The organism is Polyangiaceae bacterium (genome assembly GCA_015075635.1).
GTDB lineage: Bacteria > Myxococcota_A > Polyangia > Polyangiales > Polyangiaceae > JADJKB01.
Map to the genome: position 1 here is coordinate 600650 of JABTUA010000002.1, position 18924 is coordinate 619573.

Annotated in this window: 21 protein-coding genes and 1 pseudogene; 13 read left to right on the plus strand and 9 right to left on the minus strand. The window is 71.0% G+C overall.

The window, feature by feature from the left end; genetic code table 11:
* Nucleotides 1-61 precede the first annotated feature (61 nt).
* The 6 genes from HS104_18945 to HS104_18970 are packed head-to-tail and all read left to right on the plus strand — an operon-like array spanning nucleotide 62 to nucleotide 6296.
* Nucleotides 62-1537 carry a flippase-like domain-containing protein gene (locus HS104_18945; protein ID MBE7482042.1) on the plus strand — a complete coding sequence of 492 codons (1476 nt, stop codon included), beginning with the start codon at nucleotides 62-64 and terminating at the stop codon, nucleotides 1535-1537.
* Nucleotides 1530-3002: a GMC family oxidoreductase gene (locus HS104_18950; protein ID MBE7482043.1), complete on the plus strand. Its 1473-nt coding sequence runs from the start codon at nucleotides 1530-1532 to the stop codon at nucleotides 3000-3002. The genes HS104_18945 and HS104_18950 overlap by 8 nt, the downstream gene beginning before the upstream one ends.
* On the plus strand, nucleotides 2999-4063 hold the full coding sequence (locus HS104_18955) for an NAD(P)-dependent oxidoreductase (protein MBE7482044.1): 1065 nt from the start codon (nucleotides 2999-3001) through the stop codon (nucleotides 4061-4063). The genes HS104_18950 and HS104_18955 overlap by 4 nt, the downstream gene beginning before the upstream one ends.
* Nucleotides 4060-5088 (plus strand): NAD-dependent epimerase/dehydratase family protein, encoded by a 1029-nt coding sequence (locus HS104_18960; protein MBE7482045.1) that lies wholly within the window; start codon nucleotides 4060-4062, stop codon nucleotides 5086-5088. Before HS104_18955 ends, HS104_18960 begins: the two co-directional genes overlap by 4 nt.
* A 46-nt stretch (nucleotides 5089-5134) precedes the next feature.
* A complete protein-coding gene (locus HS104_18965) occupies nucleotides 5135-5920 on the plus strand; it encodes a hypothetical protein (protein MBE7482046.1) in 786 nt (261 codons plus the stop codon).
* A gap of 13 nt (nucleotides 5921-5933) precedes the next feature.
* The gene (locus HS104_18970; GenBank protein ID MBE7482047.1) at nucleotides 5934-6296 is read left to right on the plus strand and encodes a hypothetical protein; all 363 of its coding nucleotides are present in this window, start codon (nucleotides 5934-5936) and stop codon (nucleotides 6294-6296) included.
* A 3-nt stretch (nucleotides 6297-6299) separates the two neighbouring features.
* On the opposite strand, the gene HS104_18975 is transcribed toward HS104_18970, so the two are convergent.
* From HS104_18975 to HS104_18990, 4 genes are read right to left on the minus strand one after another with little or no spacing between them, the layout of a single operon-like run.
* Nucleotides 6300-6710 (minus strand): hypothetical protein, encoded by a 411-nt coding sequence (locus HS104_18975; GenBank protein ID MBE7482048.1) that lies wholly within the window; start codon nucleotides 6708-6710, stop codon nucleotides 6300-6302.
* Entirely contained in the window at nucleotides 6707-7129 is a 423-nt protein-coding gene (locus tag HS104_18980; protein ID MBE7482049.1) for a DUF86 domain-containing protein, read from the minus strand. Before HS104_18980 ends, HS104_18975 begins: the two co-directional genes overlap by 4 nt.
* On the minus strand, nucleotides 7119-7595 hold the full coding sequence (locus HS104_18985) for a nucleotidyltransferase domain-containing protein (GenBank protein MBE7482050.1): 477 nt from the start codon (nucleotides 7593-7595) through the stop codon (nucleotides 7119-7121). The genes HS104_18980 and HS104_18985 overlap by 11 nt, the downstream gene beginning before the upstream one ends.
* A 9-nt stretch (nucleotides 7596-7604) precedes the next feature.
* The gene (locus tag HS104_18990; GenBank protein MBE7482051.1) at nucleotides 7605-8180 is read right to left on the minus strand and encodes a hypothetical protein; all 576 of its coding nucleotides are present in this window, start codon (nucleotides 8178-8180) and stop codon (nucleotides 7605-7607) included.
* Nucleotides 8181-8296: 116 nt separating this feature from the next.
* Here HS104_18990 and HS104_18995 point away from each other — a divergent pair, with 116 nt between their 5' ends.
* Complete coding sequence (locus HS104_18995) at nucleotides 8297-8932, plus strand: NAD(P)-binding domain-containing protein (GenBank protein ID MBE7482052.1); 636 nt, start codon at nucleotides 8297-8299, stop codon at nucleotides 8930-8932.
* On the opposite strand, the gene HS104_19000 is transcribed toward HS104_18995, so the two are convergent.
* On the minus strand, nucleotides 8933-9556 hold the full coding sequence (locus HS104_19000; protein MBE7482053.1) for a hypothetical protein: 624 nt from the start codon (nucleotides 9554-9556) through the stop codon (nucleotides 8933-8935). It abuts the gene before it with no gap.
* Between the two features lie 64 nt (nucleotides 9557-9620).
* Between HS104_19000 and HS104_19005 the strand changes: the two genes are divergently transcribed.
* Nucleotides 9621-10295, plus strand: coding sequence for a hypothetical protein (locus tag HS104_19005; GenBank protein MBE7482054.1), 675 nt, complete (start codon nucleotides 9621-9623; stop codon nucleotides 10293-10295).
* Nucleotides 10296-11631: 1336 nt separating this feature from the next.
* Here the strand turns inward: HS104_19005 and HS104_19010 are convergent.
* Nucleotides 11632-11760, minus strand: a pseudogene (locus tag HS104_19010) (hypothetical protein).
* A 33-nt stretch (nucleotides 11761-11793) separates the two neighbouring features.
* On the opposite strand from HS104_19010, the gene HS104_19015 reads away from it, so the two are divergent.
* The 4 genes from HS104_19015 to HS104_19030 all read left to right on the plus strand — a co-directional run bounded on the left by HS104_19015 (nucleotide 11794) and on the right by HS104_19030 (nucleotide 14921).
* Nucleotides 11794-12258, plus strand: coding sequence for a hypothetical protein (locus HS104_19015; GenBank protein MBE7482055.1), 465 nt, complete (start codon nucleotides 11794-11796; stop codon nucleotides 12256-12258).
* Nucleotides 12259-12261: 3 nt separating this feature from the next.
* Nucleotides 12262-13464 carry a hypothetical protein gene (locus HS104_19020; GenBank protein ID MBE7482056.1) on the plus strand — a complete coding sequence of 401 codons (1203 nt, stop codon included), beginning with the start codon at nucleotides 12262-12264 and terminating at the stop codon, nucleotides 13462-13464.
* 99 nt (nucleotides 13465-13563) lie between these two features.
* On the plus strand, nucleotides 13564-14277 hold the full coding sequence (locus HS104_19025) for a hypothetical protein (protein ID MBE7482057.1): 714 nt from the start codon (nucleotides 13564-13566) through the stop codon (nucleotides 14275-14277).
* Between the two features lie 71 nt (nucleotides 14278-14348).
* Nucleotides 14349-14921: a hypothetical protein gene (locus tag HS104_19030; GenBank protein ID MBE7482058.1), complete on the plus strand. Its 573-nt coding sequence runs from the start codon at nucleotides 14349-14351 to the stop codon at nucleotides 14919-14921.
* Here the strand turns inward: HS104_19030 and HS104_19035 are convergent, their stop codons facing one another.
* Both HS104_19035 and HS104_19040 read right to left on the minus strand, forming a co-directional pair.
* Nucleotides 14922-16808 (minus strand): hypothetical protein, encoded by a 1887-nt coding sequence (locus tag HS104_19035; protein ID MBE7482059.1) that lies wholly within the window; start codon nucleotides 16806-16808, stop codon nucleotides 14922-14924.
* 34 nt (nucleotides 16809-16842) lie between these two features.
* Nucleotides 16843-17376: a hypothetical protein gene (locus tag HS104_19040; GenBank protein MBE7482060.1), complete on the minus strand. Its 534-nt coding sequence runs from the start codon at nucleotides 17374-17376 to the stop codon at nucleotides 16843-16845.
* Between HS104_19040 and HS104_19045 the strand changes: the two genes are divergently transcribed.
* Nucleotides 17366-17752 carry a hypothetical protein gene (locus HS104_19045; GenBank protein ID MBE7482061.1) on the plus strand — a complete coding sequence of 129 codons (387 nt, stop codon included), beginning with the start codon at nucleotides 17366-17368 and terminating at the stop codon, nucleotides 17750-17752. The two genes, HS104_19040 and HS104_19045, sit on opposite strands and share 11 nt — an antisense overlap.
* Nucleotides 17753-17813: 61 nt before the next feature.
* On the opposite strand, the gene HS104_19050 is transcribed toward HS104_19045, so the two are convergent.
* Nucleotides 17814-18920, minus strand: coding sequence for a TIGR04053 family radical SAM/SPASM domain-containing protein (locus tag HS104_19050; GenBank protein MBE7482062.1), 1107 nt, complete (start codon nucleotides 18918-18920; stop codon nucleotides 17814-17816).
* Between the last annotated feature and the right edge of the window lie 4 nt (nucleotides 18921-18924).

Genomic DNA, 18924 nt, shown 5'->3' on the forward strand with positions numbered 1-18924 from the left:
CGCAGAACCGCGGTCGCCTTTGGACTGCCGCGGGCATCCATGCGAAGGGAGCGGGCGCCCGATGTCCTCTCAGTCGCCCCGGCGCTGGGTCACCATTGTGGGGGCGGCAGTCAGCGCGCTGTTCCTGTGGGTGGCCGTGCGTCACTTGGACCTCGGCAGCGTGCGCGAGACCTGGCGCACCGCGAAGCCCTTGCCCTGGGTGCCGCTGGCGATGCTCGCGTATCTGGTCGGGCACTTCGTGCGCGGCGCGAGGCTCAAGTACCTGGTGCGGCGCGAGGCGAAGCTCCAGGTCACGACGGCCACCAACGTGGTGGTGGTGGGCTACGCCAGCAACAACGTCTTGCCGGCCCGGCTCGGCGAGCTGGTGCGCGCGGGCATGCTGGCGGAGCGCACGGGCATCCCGCTGACGCAAGCGCTGACGGTGACGTTCATCGAGCGCCTGGTGGACGGCGTGGCCATCCTGTTCCTGCTCATCGGCGGCACCTGGGCCACCCACACCGCCGGGTGGATCGCCGAGCTCGCGCAGGTCGGCGCGCTGGTCTTCGGCCTCGCCCTCGCGGGCCTGATGCTGGCGGTGCTGTTTCCGACCGCGCTCGGCTCACTGGCGTCGCGCTTCTCGCAGCCTCTGGGCCGGCGGGCCCATGACCTGGCCGTGAGCTCGACCACGAGCGTGGTGAACGGTGCCGCCAGCCTGCGCCACCCGCTGGATGCGCTGATCATCGGCGTGCTCAGCGTCGTCGTCTGGATCTGCGAGTCGGCGATGTTCGTAGCCATATTGCCGGCGCTCGGGCTCAGGCTCGACTTCGGTACCGCCGTCATCGCCATGAGCGTGACGAACCTCGGCATCCTGGTGCCCTCGACCCCGGGCTTCGTCGGCCCGTTCCATTTCTTCTGCTCGCAGGCGCTGATGGCCCAGGGCGTCGGCGCCGAGGTGGCGCTCGCGTACGCGGTGCTGGTGCACATCGCGTTCTACGCACCGGCCACGCTGTGGGGCGCCGGCGCCATGCTCTGGTACGGCGTCGAGGTCGGGGCGACTGCGGCCCTGGCCCGAGCCGCGCGCGGCTCGGCCAAGATCGAGCCCATCGGCGGCGTCCCCATGCGCGTGATCGCGCAGCTCGAGCGGCGCGCCGAGGATGCCGAGCCCTCCGAGTTCGACATTGCGCTCACCGAAGCGATCTTGCCGGTCCCCGGCTCTGCGGAGGTCGTGCGCGACTCGGCGCGCTTCCTGGCGGGGCAGATCGCGGCGCTGCCGACCCGCGTGCGCACGCTCTACGCCATCGGCATGAGCGTGTTCCGCTTCTGGGTCCGGGTGCGCTACCTGCGCTCGTTCTGCGGGCTCGGCCTGGAGAAGCGACGCGCCGCCGTCGCGGGCTGGGCGTTCGGCAGCATCGCCCCCTTGCGCCAGCTCTTCCGCGCACCGCGCAGCACCGTGCTCCTGGCCTTCTACGAGCACCCCGCGGGCCTGGCCACGCTGAGCCCGGAGGAGCGGCGTCACCTGCCGGTCGCGACGGCGACCCCGGAGGAGGCCCATGGCTGAGGCCGTGCGCGAGCGCACCGAGATCCTGGTGATCGGCTCCGGCGCCGGCGGCGCGGTGACGGCGCTGGAGCTCGCCCGGGCGGGCCGCGACGTCGCCGTGCTCGAGGAGGGCGGCGAGCACCCGGACGCCGACTACGGCAAGGGCTCCACGGAGGCGATGCGCACGCTCTACCGGCGCCGCGGCATGACGCCCATCCTGGGTCAGGTGCCTCTGGGCTACGTCGAGGGCGCGTGCCTCGGCGGCAGCACCGAGATCAACAGCGGATTCTGGCACCGCACGCCGCGCGAGGTACTGCTGCGCTGGCACGCGCAGTTCGATCTTCAGCACGCGAGCGCCGAGGAGATGGCGCCGCATTTCGAGTGGGCGGAAGAGCGCCTGGGCATCGGCCCGTATGGCCGCGAGTGGCCGAAGAGCACGAGCCTGTTCGCCAAGGGCATCGAGGCCATGGGCTGGGCCTTCCAGGAGGTGCCGCGCGCCGCGCCGGGCTGCAAGAGCACCAACGCCTGCGCCTCCGGCTGCCCCACCGGCGCCAAACAGGGCATGAGCCGCGCGCTCTGGCCCGCGGCCAAGGAGCACGGCGCGCGCCTGGTCACCCGCTGCCGCGTGCACCAGCTCTTGTTCGAGCGCCATCGCTGCATCGGCGTGTTGGCGGAGGTCGAGGTCGAGCCGGGCCGCCGCGTGCTCGCGCGCATCGACGCCGACCACGTCGTCGTCTGCGCCGGCCCCACGGAGACGCCCGCGCTCCTGCGCCGAAGCGGCGTGAAGTTCCACGTCGGCGAGACGCTGCGCGTTCACCCCATGCTCAAGGTCGCCGCGCGCTTCCCGGAGACGGTGAACGCCCACGAGAGCGTCCTTCCGCTGCTCCAGGTCAAGGAGTTCTGGCCGGACGTCTCGCTGGGCGGGGCCTTCTTCACCCCGGGGCACCTGGCGATGGGGCTCAGCGACAACTGGCCCGAGACCAACGATCGCATGGCGCGCTACCGCAGCATGGCGTCGTACTACGTGGCGGTGCGCGGCGCAGGCCGCGGCTGGGTCCGGCCGTCGGTGCTGGGGGACGGCGCCACGCTCATCCACTACGACGTCGGTCCCGAAGATCTGCGCAACCTCTCCCGCGGCTTCGCGCGCCTCTGCACGCTCTTGCTCGCCGCCGGGGCGGAAGAGGTGCTGCCGTCGGTGCGCGGTATGCCCTCCCTCCGCGACGAGGGCGAGGCCATCCGCTGGCTCGACGAGCCCCTGCCCAAGGCCAACCTGAGCTTGACCACGGTCCACGCCTTCTCGTCGTGCCCCGTGGGCGAACGCACGGATCGCTGCGCCGCCGACTCCTTCGGCAAGGTCCGCCGCTACGAGAACCTGTACGTCAACGACGCCAGCATCTTGCCGGACTCGCCAGGCGTGAACCCGCAAGGTAGCGTCATGGCCTTCGCTCGCCGCAACGCCCTCCACCTCATCGAACGCCTCCAATGACCGCTTCTGCTCCTCTCGCCATCGTCACCGGTGCACCGGGCTGGCTCGGCACCCGCCTGGTCGAAACCCTGGTCACCGGAATGTCCGAAGTTCCAGGCCTGGAACAGCCCCTGGGCGAGCGCCGGGTGCGCTGCTTGTGCCTGCCCGGCAGCGACACGAAGTCCCTGGCGAAGCTCTCGGATCGCGTCCAGATCGTCGAGGGCGACCTGACCGACCCTGCCTCCGTGAAGAAGCTGTTCGAGGACGCGAAGGGCGCGACCGTCTTCCACTCCGCCGGCATCATTCACCCGACCGCGGGCGTGAAGCAGTTCACCGCCGTGAACGTCGAGGGCACGCGCCGCATGGTCGAAGAAGCAGAGGCGGCCGGTGCGCGCCGGTTGGTCCACGTCTCGTCGAACTCGCCCATCGGCGTGAACCCGCGCCCCGATCACGTGTTCGACGAGCAGAGCCCGTACGCACCCTACATGGGCTACGGCAAGAGCAAGATGCTGGCCGAGCAGCTGGTCAACGCGGCCGGCAAGAACAAGAAGCTCGAGACGGTGATCATCCGACCGCCGTGGTTCTACGGCCCGGGCCAGCCGCCGCGGCAGAGCCTGTTCTTCGAGATGATCCGCGACGGCAAGGGTCCCATCGTGGGCGGCGGCGAGAACCGCCGCTCCATGGCCTACATCGACAACATCTGCCAGGGCCTGCACCTGTGCGAGCGCGTCGAGCGCGCCGCGGGCGGCACCTACTGGATCGCCGATCGGCGCCCCTACACCATGAACGAGATCATGGACACGGTGGAGCGCGTCATGGAGCAGGACTTCGGCGTGAAGGTCGCGCACAAACGCATGCGCCTGCCCGGCATCATGAGCCAGGTGGCGTGGCTGGTGGACAAGCTCCTGCAAGGGCTCGGGCTCTACCACCAGAAGATCCACGTGCTCTCCGAGATGAACAAGACCATCGCTTGCTCGGTGAAGAAGGCGGAAGAAGAGCTGGGCTACGACCCGAAGGTCGACCTCCCGGAGGGCATGCGGCGCTCGATTCACTGGATGATCGAGAACGGGCAAAAGCTATGAGAACACTGGTCACGGGAGGCTCGGGTTATTTCGGCGAGGTGGTCGTGCAGCGCTTGCTCGAGCGCGGCGACTCGGTGCGCGTGTTCGACCTGGTGGACAACGAGGACCGCCCGGCGCACGTCGAGCTCGTGCGCGGCGACGTGCGCGATCGCGACGCCGTGCGCCGCGCGCTCGAGGGCGTGGAGGTCGTGCACCACAACGTGGCGCAGGTGCCCCTGGCCAAGAACCGCCACGAGTTCTGGTCGGTGAACGTGGACGGCACGCGCCTGGTCCTGGACGAGGCGCTGCGCGCCGGCGTGCGCAAGGTCGTCTTGGTCTCGTCCAGCGCGGTCTACGGCGTGCCCGACCAAAACCCCGTCACCCTCGCGACGCCGCCCCGCCCCCGGGAGGCCTACGGCGCGGCCAAGCTCGAGGGCGAGACCTACGCCAAGACCGTGATCGACAAGGGGCTCTCCGTCAGCATCGTGCGCCCGCGCACCATCCTGGGCCACGGGCGCCTCGGCATCTTCCAGATCCTGTTCGAGTGGGTGCGGAGGAGCCGCCCCGTCTACCTGCTCGGCCAGGGTCACAACCGCTACCAGTTCGTACACGCAGACGACCTCGCCGCCGCCTGCTTGCTCGCCGACCAGCGCAAGCAGAGCGACGTGCTCCTCTGCGGCACGGATCGCTTCGGCACCATGCGCGAGCTGCTCGAGGGCCTGGTCGCCCACGCCGGCAGCCGGAGCCCGGTGCGCTCGCTGCCTTTCCGGCCGACGGTGGTGGCGATGAAGGTCACCAGCAAGCTGGGCGTCTCGCCGCTCGGCGACTACCACTCGCTGATGTACGGCCGCGAGATGTACTTCGACATCCAGAGCACCCAGGACGCGCTGGGCTGGAAGCCGAAGTTCAGCAACGCCGAGATGATCGCCGACAGCTACGACTGGTACGTCGCGCACCGCGAGGAGGTGCTGACCCGCGAGGGCGCCTCGCACCACCGCTCGCCGGTGAAGCTCGGGGTGCTGAAGCTGCTCGAGCGGTTGCCCTGATTGGACAGGCCGTGCTTCGAGGGATAGGCACTCACCAGGTGGCGGCATGAGAGCTCTCTTCAAAATCGGCGTGCTTCTGGCACTGACGGCGTGCGGCGGGTCCACGGACAGCGACCCGACCCCGTCATCGGGCGGCGGAGGCGCGGACGCGGGCACCGGCGCCAGCGGCGGTTCCGGTGGCGGAGGCGGGACGGTCGGAGGCAGCGGCGGCGCCCCGGGCGGCAGCGGCGGCGGCGTGGTCGGTGGCAGCGGTGGCGGCAGCGGCGGCAGCGCAGAGTGCCTCGGTCTCGCCTACTGCGACTGCAAGAGCGCGAACGCGAGCTGCCAGGTGTTCTCCGAGGCGTGCTTCTGTCCCTGCGGAGTCGAGCCCTGCACACCGGACTGCGACTGCGCCTGCGGTGGCGGCAAGTACTTGGGCTGCGGTCCCAAGGACATCATGCAGCCCGGAGCCCTGGAGGGGATCTGGCTCGTCGGCTGGTCCGGGGGGATGAACCACTACTCCTGGGTGCGCTTCAACGCCGACTTCAGCGCCGACGTGCTCGACGGCGCGGACCTGCCGGCGAACGGCCCCCTCTGGCCGTGCTCCGGCAAGGGCAGCTGGCTCTTCTCCGCGATGCTCTGGAACGTGCACCTGACGCTGCCCGCCGGTTGCAGCAGTATGATCGCCGCAGACCTCACCTTCGAGAGCTTGAAGGCCGCGTCGGGCTACGCGAAGGGCGCGATCCTGGAGGCCAACGTCACCCAGCCTCCGAACGGTACGCCGCTCGAGGCCTACAAGTTCGCGGCGAGCCAGTGCGACGCGGCCATGTCGAGCTGCAAGAGCCCGTTCTAGGTACACTGTCGGAATGCGACACCTTCGTAGCGTGACCCTGCTCGCCCTCGCGCTGGCCGGCGCGACGTTGACCTTCGCCTGCTCGAGCTCCGACGACGAGACCGGCTCCGGCGGCGGCGGCGGGAGCTCCGGCACGGGGGCCGCAGCCGGGAGCGGCGGCTCGAGCGGCAGCGGGGCAAGCTCCGGCGCCGGCGGCGGGTCCGGCGGCAGCGTGGTGTCCTGCGCTCAGCTCGGCGGGGACTGCCAGTGCGCCGGCGGGTGCGACCTGGGCTTCCACTCCGCCGGCGAGGCCGACTGCCCGCAGCCCTGCGCAGGCTGCGGCGCGTGCAGCATGTGGTGCTGCGTACCGGACGGCGCGGACGCTGGCGCCGACTGAGCTTCAGCGCGTGCAGCGCCCGTTCTGACACTTGGGCTCGCAGGCCCAGGCCGCGCACTGCACGGTGTAGCGGCACTTCGAGTCGTGGAACTCCTTGGAAATCGGCGCCAGACGCTTGGCGGTGGCGCTGTCCGTCACTCCGCCGCAGCCGCCGCCTTCGGCGCCGTGGCACGCGCAGTCCGAGGCGGTCTTGCATTGGTCGGTGCGCTTGGCGAGCTCGGCGTTGAATCGATCGCGGATCTCCTGGCACGGGTCTGCCGGCGCAGCGCTCGGGACCGTCGCGGCGACGGTGGGAACGGGAGTGGGCTCGGGCGCCGGCGTCGCCGGCGGCGTCGCCGGCTCGACGGGCGCGACCTGCTCGCGCCCGCAGGCAATCTGCAGACCCATGAGGCCCGCGCAGAGCCAGGTTCTCATGGCTCCAACCCTGGTGCGGTGAGCTCCGCAGAGAACGCCATCAGCGCGTCTCGACCGAAGGGCAGCTCATCGTACAGGCGACCAAGATCGAGGGAGCCGTAGGCGTGAGCAATGAGGTTCCGAAGACCGGCGCACGCGCCCATGGACGCCGCCACCTCCGGCGAGAGGAGTCCAGCGCGCGACAGGACTTCGAAGTGCTCCCGCGCGGTCGTCGGAAGCTCGAGGGCGCGGTCGGCGATGATGTGTGCAGCAAGGTCCAACGCTTCTTGAAATGCCAAGAACAAGTTGAAAGCGACGACCTCCTGCGCCGTTCGGTCAGCGAGGAAGCCCGCCCGGTCGGGCGGCAGTGCCTGCCGGATGCGCTCGAGCCGATCGGCGATGGCCGCGAGGCGCTGCTCGATCAGGTGCTCATCGACCACGACTCGCTCCTCGGGTCCGAACGCGCTCGATGGCGAGCGCGCCGTCTCGAAGTGCCCTGGCACGGATCGCCGCGCCAATCTTCCTCAGCTGAGGTTCGAGATCCGCGTAGGCGCGAACGGCTTCCACGCGAAAGGTGATCGCTGCGGAAGGCGACCGCTCGAACAACGGGCGTCCGCGCGAGGCGACCTCTCTCCTGAGAATCACCGACGTCGATGGAGTTTCGATGACGAGATCGATCTCGCGGCGGCAGGCGCGCTCCGCGCTCTCTCTGAAGCGCTGCTCGTGCACTCGTTCAGCCGAGTGTCCAGGCGTCAGCCGGACGTAGACGTCCACATCGGACTCCGGGCCGAGCCGGCCCTTGGCCGCTGAGCCGAACAGCATGAGCAGCTCGACTCCCGGCCACATCTCAGCGGCTTGCGCGAGCGCACGCTCCGTCTCTGGCGAGAGCCACTGAGTTTCCACCACCAGGCCAGCCTAGCAGACCACTGACGGCTCGTCCCTGCGCCGCACGAACGCGTAACCAGCCAGGCCCAGCCCGAGCGCGAGCACCCCGAGCGGCAGGAGCAGCGCGAGCGGAGCACGCCGCGGCTCCGGCTCGGCGCCGGCGCCGAGCTCGGCGAGATCGCGCGAAGCGTGCGGGGTTCGGGTGCTGCGCGAGCAGATGTTGGCGTACGCCACGCCGCCGTCTCCGTGGGCGTAGATCAGCCAGTCGTCTCCCACGCTGGCGCCGAGGCCACAGTCACCACCGCCGTAGCCGGTGAGGATGCGACGCCGGGCGTCGAGGGGGCCCTTCCAGACGCGCGCCACCTCGAAGTCCACGAGCAGACCGTCATTGGGCCGAAGCCCGAGCGGGAGCCGGCGCCGGAACGAGTACGGCAGCGCGTTGCCCCACGCCTCGCGCACGGCGACGACCTTGCCACGAAACACCTGCGCCGCCCCGTCGCGTGCCTCGGTCGGCGACCCGCGGTCACCGCAGGAGCAGGCGCTGCCGACCCGCGGCGTCAGCCACACCAGGAGGAGCGCCAGTGAGCCGAGGCACCAACGGAACATGGAGCTTGGACTCCGGAGGCCCGAACCTCTTGGTCTCAGCCAGCGGGCTGTGCCCTGAGCACCTTCCCGCGACGTCGCGGCTTGGCAGCTGGCTCGAGCGCGGGTAGCACTGCCTCATGCAGATCAGCGTCATCGGCGTCGGTAACGTGGGAGGTAACCTGGGGGCGCGCCTGTCGAACGCGGGGTACCCCGTGCGGTTCGGGGTGCGGGATCCGAAGAAGGCGCAGGACGTGCTCGCGCGCTCCGCCAAGGACGCTTCGACCGCCAGCATCGAGCAGGCTGCTGCCAGCGGCGACGTGGTGTTCCTCGCCGTCCCAGGCAAGGTCAGCGTGGAGGTCGCGCGCTCGTTGGCCAAGGAGCTCGCAGGCAAGATCGTCGTGGACTGCAACAACCCGCTGACCTGGACCGAAGGCCCGGTGTGGGCGCCGCCGCCCGAGGGCTCGCTCGCCGCCGCCATCGCCGCCGCCGCGCCGGGCGCGCGGGTGGTCAAGGGCTTCAACACCTTCGGCGCGGAGTTCCACGCCGACCCGAACCTCGGCGGCGCGCCCGCGGATGTGTTCTTCGCCAGCGACGACCTCGAGGCGAAGAAGACGCTGAGCGAGATCGCGACGCGCGCGGGCTTCCACCCCGTGGACGCCGGTCCGCTGCGCAACGCCGGGATGCTCGAGAACGTCGCCATGCTCTGGATCCACCTGGCCACGGTCGGAGGCCACGGCCGCGACTTCAGCTTCCGGATGCAGCGACGCGGCTGATCACCCGCAGGTGTTGTTGTCCTCGCACTTCGGCTTGGTCGAAGGGCAGTCGCCGTCGCCGAGGCACTGCACGCACTGATGGGTGGAGAGCTTGCACTTGGGTGCGGAGGTGGTGGTGCACTGACCGTCGGACGTGCATCCGCCGGTCCCGCCGGTTGCCCCGCCGCTGCCGCCGGTCGCCCCACCGGCCCCCCCGGTCGCGCCTCCTCCGCCGCCGGTCGCGCCTCCGCTGCCGCCGGTTGCGCCTCCGCTGCCGCCGGTCGCCCCGCCGCTGCCTCCGGTTGCGCCTCCGCTGCCGCCGGTCGCGCCTCCTCCGCCGCCGGTCGCCCCGCCGCCACCGCCCGTCGCGCCTCCGCTGCCGCCGGTCGCGCCTCCGCTGCCGCCGGTCGCGCCTCCGCTGCCGCCGGTCGCCCCGCCGCCACCGCCCGTCGCGCCACTCCCCGCGCTGCCTCCGGTCGCCCCGCTGCCGCCGGCGCCCCCGTCGGCTCCCGCTCCGGCGGAACCGCCGGCCGCGACGAACCCGCCTCCGCCGGCGGGCTCACTGTCGTACTGCGACAGATCGCGGGCGCTGCAAGCGAGGGCGAGCAGCGCCACGCCGCTCCACGCGCTCCGGAATGACGACATCGGGCTCGGAGCCTAGCAAGCGTCGGCCGACCCGGCAGCCCGATGTGATAAACAGGGCTCCAGAATGCGCCGCGCGATCCTCGCAATTTCCGCGATCCTGATGGTCCTGCCCGCCTGCTATCGCAAAGCCCCGCAGCAGAAACAGAGCAGCGTGGACGACTTCACCGCTCCCGCGCCGCCGGGCCAGGAAGAGAAGTGGGTCGAACCGGAGCCGAAGGAAGAGCCGAAGCCCGAGCCGCCGCCGCCGCCGCCGGAGCCGACGTCGCCGCCACCCGAGGAAGGGCTCGGCTACAAGTTCGGCCAGGACAAGAACGCCACCATGCTCAAGTGCACCAAACGCGGCACCTGGGGCAAACGCGGCGCGACCTACACCTGCAGCCGCCCCGTGGACGGTGCAGCGATCCCCGGCAAGCCGGTGCTGAGCTTCTGCGACGAGAAGCTGTGCGCCGTGGGCGTCGCCGTCGTCGTCGAAACCCCGGATCACGCGGCTTGGAGCGCGCGCTTCGAGGAGATGAAGGCGGCGCTCGTCGCCAAACACGGCGCGCCGACCGTGGACGCGATCACCGTGCCCGACACCTGCAAGAACGAGACGTTCGTGAAGTGCCTGGACGACGGCAGCGCGAGCGCGGAGGCCACCTGGAAGTGGAAGGACGGCCACCGCGTGACCTTGACCATGAGCAAGAAGAAGAGTGACGACGGACCGTCGGCGATCCGCTTCGTCTCGATCGTCAACGGCTGAATCAGCGCACGATGCGACCGTCCGCCGCGACGCGGCCGGGCAGCTCGAGGCCGACGGCGAAGACCATGATGGCTTCGAACAGCGCACCGCGCTCGGCGCGCAGCCGCTCGACCTCGCGCCGGCGCCAGCGGCGGAGCAGCCGCACGCGCACCGCGCGCGCGGTCTCCCGCGCCACGCGCAGGTAGCGCATGCCCGCCGCGCCGCCGATCGCCGCGAGCAGCGCCATCACCACGCCGGCGAGGACGGGCACATCCGGCACGCCGGGCAGGGCCGCGCGCAGCCAGACGTTGCCGCGCGCCGCGAGGATCCCGACGGCGATCCAGGTCAGCGGGAACATCACCGCGCCGAGCAGCAGCTTGACGGTGGCTTCGTCCTTGTAAGCGCGGGACGCGAGCTTCGAGACCGCGATCAGGAGCAACGCCACCGGCAGGTTCACCAGGTAGCCCACGATCAGGATGGGAGGCAGCACCAGGTACACCGTCGCGAGCTGAAGGAACAACAGGAACCCCAGCCAGGGCGACATCAGGCGCGGATCCAGGTCCAGCTCGTGGTCTTCGAGCGCCAGGGCGCGCAGCGTCTCGTCGTAGCGCGCGAGGCGCGCGCGCACCCGCTCGACCTCCTCCGGATGCGAGCGGAGGCGCGCCGTGTAGCCAGCCCAGATTCGACCGAACCCGAGCACCTTCTCCTGCATGTCGGGCCTCCCAGGATCGGCGTCCGCCCGGCGGGCGCGCTCCGCGCGAACCAGCTTCCGCGCGCGGTGCATCAGGAAGTGGAGCTCCCAGCTCTCGGTCGGGTGCACGATGTCCTCGAGCCGCGCCTCGAGCTCGTCGGTGAGCCGGGCCGCGCGCTCGCGCGCCCGCTCGGCGGGCTCGTCGGCGTCGGGCACCACGTCGAGCTCGGCGGGCAGAACGAGCGGCGGGTGGAACTCGAGCAGCGCGTAGGAGCGGAACGCCCGCTTGTCGTCGTAGTGGAGACCGACCGGGATGATCACGGGCCTGGCGTCCGGCGCCGCGGCGCGCGCCTGGTAGTAGAGCCGGGCGGCGCCGGTCTTGAGCTCCATCATGCGCGGCGCGTCGTGACTCACGCCCTCTGGGAAGAGCGCCGCGAACGCCCCGCTCGCGATGGCCTCGGCCAGCGCGCCGAGGCTCTGCTCGTTTTTGGCGCGGCGATCGCCGGCGCCAGGCTTCGCGTCCGCCGCGCGGTAGATCGGCACGGCGCCCACTCCGCGCATCACCCAGCCCAGCACGGGGACTAGGAACAGGCCGTGGCGGGCGCCGAACACCACCTGGCGCGGGCAGTGCGCCAGGATCAGCCCCGGATCCACCAGGCCGTTCGGGTGCCAGGCGACGATCAGCCCGCCGCCCGTGGCCGGCACGTTCTCGAGCCCGCTGACCTCCACGCGCCGGAAGAACGCCCGCACCAGCAGGCGCACCAGCGAGACAGCGGACTGGTAAGAAGCGCCCATGCCCCCTCTGGAGATATCATGCTCGGCAGCCGCATGAGCCGCACCCTCGCCTGCCTGGCGCTCGTTGCCCTCGGCTGCTCGCCGGCCCCCGCGCCCCGGCCGCAGCCCCCGACTTCCGTCGTCGTGCCGGCCCCGACGGCGACCATCGCCACGGACGGCGACTCGCGGACTCCGGAGCCCGAGTCCTTCGTCGGTCGCTGGCAGGGCGTCGGTGTGCAGGACGACGGCTCGAGCTGGCAGATGCGGGTCACCATCCGCGGGACGCGCGCTGGGCCCTGCGCGACGGTGGAGTACCCGACCATCGCCTGCGCCGCCGACTGGACCTGCGAGGACGGCGCAGGAGACGTGCTCCGCGCCCGAGAGCAGCTGACCGAGGGACGCGACCGCTGCATCGACGGTGGCGCCATCGAGATGCGGATCGACGCGTCGGGACTGCTGGAGTGGCGCTACACGGGCGGCGGCGTGTCGGCTCGCGCGAGCCTGCGCCGCCAGGAGTGAGCGGTGCTCGGCGCCGTCATCTTCGCCCTCACCTACGTGCTCGTGTCGTTCCGCCGGCTCGGCGTGCTCCCCTTGGGCCGTCCCGGCGCGGCGCTGCTCGGGGCAACTGCGTGCGTCGTGCTCGGAGTGCTCGGCCCGAGCGAGGCCCTGGCAAGCATCGACGGCAACACCATCGTGCTCCTGTTCGGCATGATGGGGATGGGAGCCTTCCTCGAGCTCGACGACTTCCCGCGCCGCGTGGAGGCCTTCGTGGCAGCGCGCGTGCGCACGCGCCGGCGCTTGCTCGCGCTGGTGATCTGGGGCTCTGGCGTCGCGGCGGCGTTCCTCACCAACGACGCCGTTTGCGTGCTCGGCGCGCCCATCGTGGTCTCGTTGATCCGGGCGCACCGCCTGCCGCCAGTTCCGTTTCTGGTCGGGCTCGCGACGGCGGCCAACACGGGCAGCGTCGCCACCTTGGTGGGCAACCCGCAGAACATGCTGTGCGCCAGCCTGGGCGGCCTCGCCTACCGCGAATACGCCGCACTGATGGTGCCGGTGGCGCTCGCGGGGCTCGCCATCAACCACGCAGTCGTGGCCCTGGTCCACCGTCGCGACCTCGAGGGCGAGCTGGAGCCGAGCTCACCCGGCCCCAGGCTCCTGAGTCGCTCCGTCGTCACCACGCTGGTCGTGATCGCGCTGACGACGCTGATGTACCTCGCGGGCTTCGACCTGGCCTGGAGCGCGGTCGCCGGGTTCACGCTGCTCTTGCTCTTGCACCGCCGCGATGCCGACGAGGTCTGGCCCAAGATCGAGTGGACGGTGCTGCTGTTCTTCGCAGGGCTCTTCATCGTGGTGAAGGGCCTGACCCAGAGCGGGCTGACGGACGCCCTCTTCGCCCGCTATCCGCTCTCCGGCGACGGTGGGACCCCGCGTCTAGCCGCGATCTTCCTGATCGGGTCGAACGTGGTCTCGAACGTCCCGTTCATCCTGGTGGTGCGCGAGCAGGTTGCGGCGCTCTCCGACCCCCGAGGAGGTTGGATGCTGCTCGCGATGGCCTCGACCTTCGCCGGCAACCTGACCTTGCTGGGCTCCGTCGCCAACATCATCGTCGCCGAGCGCTCGCGGTCCATCGGCGGTCTCGGCTTCTGGCCATACCTCCGGCTCGGAGCGCCGATTGCTCTGGCAACGACCGCCGTCGGAACGGCCTGGCTGGCGCTCTGGCGATAGGAAGCTCTTAGGATCTTCCCAGGGAGCATTTAGGAACGCCGGTTTCTGGCGCTGGCTACGGTGATTCTCGCGAGGCCGATGGCCCGAAGGAGAGTCGAGATGAGCCAGATCACCGAGAGTATCGCCGCTGTGAACCCCGTCGAACGCCACGACATCTACCGCCTGGCCCACAAGGGGCTGCGCTCCCTGATGAGCCACGTGCTCCTCGAGCTGGGGCGCCTGGATGCGGGCGACCCGCGCGACGTCGCGGAGGTCCTGGGCGAGCTGCGCCTGCTGCTCGGCCTGTGCCTGTCCCACTTGACCCACGAGAACGCGTTCATCCACGCAGCCATGGAGGCGCGTCGCCCCGGTTCGGCGGGGCGCGCCGACGAGGAGCACGTCGCGCACGAGCGCGCGCTCGAGCGACTCGAGAGCTTGGCCCGCGCCGTGGAGCGCGCCGACGAGGCGAGCCGCGCTCGCGCCTGTCACCGGCTCTACGCGGAGATGGGCTACTTCGTGGCGGAGAACCTGGAGCACATGCTGCGGGAGGAGACCGAGCACAACGCCGTGCTCTGGGCCTGCTACACGGACCAGGAGATCCTGGAAATCGAGCATGCCCTGGTCGGCTCCATCGCTCCCGACAAGATGATGAGCTTCATGCGCTGGATGCTGCCGGCGATGAGCCCCGCGGAACGGGCGCGCATGCTGAGCGGTATCCGCGCCGGCGCGCCGCCCGAGGTCTTTGCGGCCATCCTCGCCGGCGTGGAACCCGCCCTCGCGCCGCGCGACCGGGAGAAGCTCGAGGCTGCGCTGGCCCTGTCCGCTGCTGCCTGAGCCTGGCGCGAGAAACCCCGCCGGCGACGGGTGCGCTTCCCCCGGGCAGCGAGCGGCGCTAGGGAAGCGGCATGGCACGCTCGAAAGCAGTCATCGTCCTCTCCGTGTGTTCCTTGCTCGTCGCCTGCGGAGGCACGACGCCCCCGCCGGAGAACCCGACGCCGCCGGAGCCGAAGGAGGAGCCGAAGCCCGCCGTCGAGCCCAAGGAGGAACCCAAGGCCGAAGAGCCCAAGAAGGAGGAGACTCCGCCTCCGCCGGCGGCCCCTGAGCTGCCCAAGAGCGAGGCCACCATCGGCGGCGTGAGCATCAGCGAGATCGATCCGAAGGCGCTCGTCGCCGCGTTGCAGAAGGCCGGCTGGGCTCCGGAGAACGTGGAGATCAACCACGGCACGGTGGGCAAGTACGAGAGCGTCGAGTTCGGCCTGCTCAAGGGCAACGACAAGGGTACCTTCGAGATGGTGCGGCGCGCTGCCAATCCCTCCGGCTCCTCCGGCAGCATGATGGGTCCCAAAGACCAGGCCGCGATGCACGAGAAGCTCGGCGCGGTGTACCTGGACGAGAAGGCCGACGTGGCGGTCTGGGTGGTGATCGAAGGCAAGCCCGCCGTCGCCAAGAAGGTCCTGGACTCGGTGCTGAAGAAGTAGTCAGTACTTCGTGTAGATTTCGAAGCTCGGCGGGGGCTTCGGCACGCGGATGAAGCCGACCCGGTCGCCGGGGATCGGGAAGCGCTCGATGCTGCAGTCCGGGCGGCAAGCCAGCGGCTCGAACCAGTGGAAGCGCAGCACCACCTCGTCGCCGCTCGCGCCCTCCACGTTCACGCGGTTCATGACCTGCTCCGTGACCCGACCGCTGCCGCGCAGGAAGTAGCTCGGCTCCTTGCGTACGCGGTACACGCGGTGCTCGGCCACCGTGGCGACCAGCTCCAGGTAGTCCTGCCGGTAGTCGAGCGCCCCGTACTCGCCGGCCAGCACCACCCAGCCGATGGCGTAGTCGTCGAAGTAGCGCTGGAGCTCCTCCCCCGGCGGATTCCCGGCGCGGGCGCGCCGGAACAGGTGGGCGTCGGCGTGGTGCACGTTGCGGTGCTCCAGCCCGCCCACGATGGGCAGCCGGGTCGAAGCCGCCAGGTACTCCGCCAGCACCCAGTGCGTCGGGTAGACGCCGCGCACCACGATCCGGCCGCGGCCCTCGGCGTGTTCCATCAGCCACGCGCGCAGCTCCTGGGACTCCGGGCTGGCGTGGGAGAGCCGCGCGCTGAAGGGCTTCGGCTCGCTCAACACCACCTCCGCGTTCGGCTGGATGGGCAGAAGCCCGGGCAGGAAGAACAGCACGGTGCGCACGAAGCGCGGCACGATCAGCACGAGCGCGAGCGCGAGCAAGAGCTTCGCCGATCGGTCCAGGCGTCGGAGCGCCTCCGGCGCCAAGAGCTCGCGGAGCAGCGCCGCGGCGGGGATGGCAGCGGCCAGCATGGCCGGCGCGATCTGGCGGTACGGCTGGGTCTGCCGCCCCGCGTTCGTGTAGGCGGCGAGGTACGCGTAGCCCACGCCCCAGAGGACGAGCGCCCCGAGCGGCAGCGCGCGCCGGTCCCCTTCCTTGCGCCAGCGCCAGAGCGCGTAGCCTCCAGCGGCAAAGCACAGCGTGCGGACCACCGTCCGGATCGGCGCCCCGGTGTGATCCGAGTTCTTGAGCAGATCGAAGAGATCGTAGAGCAGGTACTCGAGCCGCGCGTTGAAGTACGAGTCCGCGGTGTCCACGTAGTGCTTGAAGCGGTACGCGGGGAAGATCCAGATCAGCGCGGTCGCCGCTCCGGCCAGAACCGCCAGCCAGATGAGCGCGTGCTCCTTCGCGCCCAGCGACGTCCGCGCCCGAAGGTAGAGCGCCGCGCCCGGCACCAGGAGCGCGATGCCGGAGAACGGGTGGACGATGGCCAGGACCGGGGCCAGCGCGATCAAGCCCACGAACCAGCCGATCTTGCGCTCTTCCAGCGCGCGGTGGAGCAGCGCCACGAACAGCACCACGCCGTACGCGGCGAAGGACCAGGAGATCATGCCGATCCACCAGGTCCAGTGCAGCAGCGAGTCGAAGTACCAGAGCAGCACCCACAAGAGCACGCTGACCACCGACGCCGGTCGGTCGAGGCCGAACAGCCGCGCGCAGGCGTAGCCGGCGAAGGGCACCAGCGACATCACCAGCGCGATGAACAGGTTGAAGCCGAGCCCGGCGTGCACACCCAGCGCGCGCAGCGCGATCACGAACAGCTCGGTGCCCTTGCTGGTCAGATCCTCGGCCACTCCCGCGGGCTGCCCGGCCAGGACCAGCGGGTCCCACCCCCAGAGCTGCCCCGAAGCGCGGAACGCGCTGAGCGCACGGTCCACCTGGTAGGCGTGGAGCGCGTAGTCCACGACGACCACCGGCTCCTTCGAGAAGAGCACGCGCGGCGGCGCGAACCAGGTCAGGAGCGCGAAGTGAAAGGCGAACACGGCCGCGAGCGCCGCGCCCCAGCGCCGCCCGCTCGACGTGCTCGCCTGGCCCACGGCCGGGGAATCTAGCACCCCGGCGCTCTGGGGGTCACGGACACTCGGTGAGCGAAACGTCGTCCATGCCGGCGTAGCCGGTCACCGATCGGAACACGAGCAGCTTGCGATTCGCCGCGTCCGTCGGCGCGGTGAACGTGATCGAGCGCGCCTGCCAGGAGCCACCGGTGGTGACGTTGGCGAAGGTCCCCACCTCGACCACGTCGCTGGTCGGCGCGCTCTGGACCGCCAACCCGACGGCGTAGGTGCTGTCGATGGCAAGGTCCGCGCGAACCGCCATGTGGAGGTAGAGCGAGAGGACGTACTTCTTCCCGGCGGTGAGCGGCGCAGCGAGGACCTGCCCGAAGCGCTCGTCCGCCGCACCCCATGCGGCAGCCCAGCGCACGCCGGTGTGCGGCGTCACTCCGGTGAAGTTTCCGAACACGGTCGGGTCGAGCCCGAACTGACCGTCGGTCGAGTAGGTGTCGGGCGTGAGCGCCACCGGGATCCACGGAGCCGGGACGATGCCCTCTCCGAGCTGTCCCACCTCGGCGGTCGCGAGCGTCTCGAAGCCGGCGTTGACGATCAAGTTCGGACCGCAGGCGCCCGAGTCGGCGCTCGCATCGCTCGCATCGGTTCCGGAGTCGCTGGCATCGCCACCAGCGTCACCGCCGGCCGCACCCGCGGCGCCCGCCGCGCCCGCAGCACCCGCCGCGCCCGCCGCGCCCGCGCTACCGGCGCTGCCGGAGGTCCCGCCGCCGCCAGACGCGCCGCCGCTGCCGCCGCTGCCGCCCGCAGACGTACCGCCGCTGCCGCCTGAGCCGGAGGAGCCGCCTGAGCCGGAGCCGCCGCCGGTGCTGCTGGAGTCGGACTCGGTCGTCGCTGCAGCCCTCGCAGGAGCACCCGCTGAAGCTGCTGGCCACGGCGAGGAAGACCCAGATGTAGCGACGGCGCAGGAGAGTTGACGTCCGCATTAGATCGGACGGAAGCACACCCCACGCGCGGGTTCAACGAGGGATCGAGCGCTCACTCCGCGGAGAGGGCCGCGCCCACCCGCGGCTGGTACGCGCACAGCGGATCCTCGGCCAGCATGTTGCCCGTCGCCGCCAGGGCTCGGGAGCGCGAGCCGCCGCAGGGCCCGCGGAACTCGCAGTAGCCGCAGCGTCCTTCGAACGACTCCGTGCGCCGGAGCGCCACGAACATCTGCGAGCTCCGGTAGATCTCCACCGGGCTCTCGGTCTTCACGTTGCCGGCGACCAGCGGCAGGAAGCCGGAGGGCGAGACGTCGCCCACGTTCGAGATGAACATGATGCCGTTGCCGTCGCGGATGCCCAGGCCGGGGACCGGTCCCTCCCCGCCGTGGGGGTGCTTGCCGGGGTGGCCCCCCGCGCCGGCGGGCCGGCTCTTGACCTTCTCGAGCAGGATGCGCCGGTAGTGCGGCGCCTCCGTGGTGGTGACGATGGGCAGCCCCGGGCCCCGCGGTAGCTCCGCCAGCCACTGGAACAAGGTCTCGCACTCGTCCGCCGAGATCGGGTTCAGGACCGTGCCGCGGCCGACTGTGACCAGGAAGAACAGGCTCCAGCGCGCCGCGCCGATGGACTTCGCCAGCGGGTAGATGGCCTCGAGATCGCCGAGCGTCTCCTTGGCCACGAGCGTGTTGACCTGGAACATCAGGTCCACGCTGCACGCGGCACGCGCCGCCTCCAGCGTGCGCTCGAAGCAGCCTGGTACCTGGCGGATGTCGTCGTGGTGCTGCGCGGTGGCCCCGTCGATGCTGAGCGAGATGGCCTCGACTCCGGCTCGTTTGAGCTGGGCGATGGCGTCCGCGGTGAGCAGCGGGGTGCCGCTCGGCGAGACCGAGACGTCGAGCCCCAGGGACTTCGCGTGGGCGATCAGCTCGAACAGATCGTCGCGCTTGAGCGGATCGCCACCGGTCAGCACCACGTGGGGCAGCGGCTCCCCGAAGCTGGCGAGCTGTCCGAGGAGCTTCTTGCCCTGCTCGGTCGAGAGCTCGCGGGGGTCCGCCATCGGCGCCGCCTCGGCGCGGCAATGGCGACAGGCCAGGTCGCAGGCTCGGGTGGTCTCCCAATAGATGCGCGCGGGGGCGCGGTCGAAGACGAAGCGACTTGGCATGGGC